3 protein-coding genes and 1 pseudogene are annotated in these 1,856 nt (G+C 71.7%); 1 reads left to right on the top strand and 3 read right to left on the bottom strand.

What is annotated here, in order from left to right:
* Positions 1 to 441 (top strand): hypothetical protein (locus sphsw_RS19995; RefSeq protein ID WP_031441719.1); only part of this gene is annotated, 441 nt, incomplete at its 5' end.
* A 30-nt stretch (positions 442 to 471) separates the two neighbouring features.
* Here the strand turns inward: sphsw_RS19995 and sphsw_RS17360 are convergent.
* The 3 genes and pseudogenes from sphsw_RS17360 to sphsw_RS17350 form a co-directional block, all read right to left on the bottom strand.
* Entirely contained in the window at positions 472 to 1,335 is an 864-nt protein-coding gene (locus sphsw_RS17360; protein WP_414712122.1) for a M23 family metallopeptidase, read from the bottom strand.
* Positions 1,332 to 1,532: a DUF2093 domain-containing protein gene (locus tag sphsw_RS17355; protein WP_031441717.1), complete on the bottom strand. Its 201-nt coding sequence runs from the start codon at positions 1,530 to 1,532 to the stop codon at positions 1,332 to 1,334. Before sphsw_RS17355 ends, sphsw_RS17360 begins: the two co-directional genes overlap by 4 nt.
* A gap of 31 nt (positions 1,533 to 1,563) precedes the next feature.
* Positions 1,564 to 1,856 (bottom strand): annotated as a pseudogene (locus sphsw_RS17350) (exodeoxyribonuclease VII large subunit); the annotation flags it as partial.

Here is a 1,856-nt window from a genome sequence, read left to right as displayed (position 1 = left end):
GGCGGACGCGCGCCCGTGCTGGTCGCGCTCACCCAGTGCCGCACGCTGCCGGAGACCGCCGCGCGGCTCGCCTGTTTCGACCGCTCGGTCGCCGCGCTCGAACAGGCTGAAGCGAACCGGACGATCGTCATCATCGATCAGCAGCAGGTCCGCGAGACGCGGCGCGCAGTATTCGGCATCGCGCTTCCCGAGACGGGCCTGCTCGGCAAGGCCGAGGACCTGCCGCAGATCGAGGCGGTTCTCGCGGGTGCGTCGGTCGACGACTCCGGCCATTGGCGCTTCCAGCTCGCCGACGGCGCGCGCTGGATCCAGACCGACGACAATGTGATCGCCCGGCGCCCCCGCGCGAAGGACGCGGTCGTCATCAAGCGCGCCGCGCTCGGCAGTTTCCGGATGAGCGTCGGCGGTCAGCCCGCGGTCAAGGTCCGCCGCCTCAACTGACCGTTGCGCGCCCCCTCTGGCGTCCGGCGCTTACTTCATCGCTCCCGCCACCAGCAACGGATCGAGCTTCGCATCCCCCCAGCGCAGGCTCCAGTGGAGATGCGGACCCGTCGCGCGGCCGCTCTTCCCCACCGCGCCGACCGGCTGGCCCTGCGTCACCCGGTCGCCCGGCTTCACGTCGATCCGCGACAGATGCAGGAACGCGCTGTTCAGCCCCATGCCGTGGTCGATCATCAGCAGATTGCCCTCCAGCGTGAAGGGGTGGTCCGCCGCCAGGATCACCACGCCGTCCGCGGGCGCGACCACGGTCGTCCCCGTCGGCCGCGCGATGTCGATCCCCGAATGATAGGATCCCGCCTCGCCATTGGCATAGACGCGCTGCGACCCGAACAGCGTCGAGATCCACCCCGTCACCGGCCAGACGAACGCCTGCCGCCAGCCGTCCGACACCGCCGCGATCCGCCGCGCCGCGACGATCTGCGCCAGCTCGCCGGGGCGCACGCGCGCGAATTCGGGCGCGGGGACCGGATATTTGGGCAGGCTCGACAGCCGCGAAATATCCCAGCCGCGCGCCGCGATTCCCAGCGGTTGCTGCACGACGCGCCCGTCCGCCAGCGTCGCGACGAGCATCGCCTGCGTCCCCGCATCGCGGTCGAACCCCGCGACGAACCGGCGATCGGGCGCGACCGTCACCGCCCGCCCGTCGAGCGTCAGCGTGCGCGTCCCCGCAGGCGCGGTGCCCAGGATCAGCCCGCCCTGGCTCAGCGTCCCGGTCCAGACGAATCCCGTCGCCGCGGGAACGGTCGCAACAGGCGCCGGCACGGTCTGCGCGACGCCGCCCGACGCGAGCAGCGCCACTGGCAACACCAACGGCAACAGCAGTCCGCGGATCACCGCGGTTTCATCGCCTCGGCGGCGCCCGCCGCGGTCGCATAGGCCTCCTGCCGCTCGACGCTCCAGTAGCGCAGATCCTCGAGCAGGATGCGGTGGCCGGTGACCGCACACACGACATGATCCCCCGGGCTCAGCACGCGAAAGCCGTTCGCCATGTAGTGCAGCTTGGCGGCGCGGTCGGAATTGGACATCAGCATCGGGTTTCTCTCGTCGTCACAGGGGGAAGGATCAGAACAGGGTCGGCTGGCGCGGCGCGGCACCGGAGGCAGCGGACGGTGACGCAGACGGCGTCGGCCGGCTCGCCGGCTTCGGCTTCACGGCGACCTCGCTGTCACCCCCATCGACGGTGGCATCGACCATCCCGTCGCGGAAATGCAGCGTCAGCGCCCCCGCTGCACGCGCCGCCGCCGCCGACGCCAGCGTCGTGCCCCCCGGAGCCCGAGACGTCACCCGCGCATAGCCACGGTCGAGGATCGCATCGGGGTTGAGCGACTGGACCAGCCGCCACGTCGCGTCGAGCC

Source organism: Sphingomonas sp. FUKUSWIS1 (assembly GCF_000733135.1).
In the GTDB taxonomy this organism is placed as follows: domain Bacteria; phylum Pseudomonadota; class Alphaproteobacteria; order Sphingomonadales; family Sphingomonadaceae; genus Sphingomonas; species Sphingomonas aerolata.
This window is presented reverse-complemented; position numbering and strand designations above follow the sequence as displayed.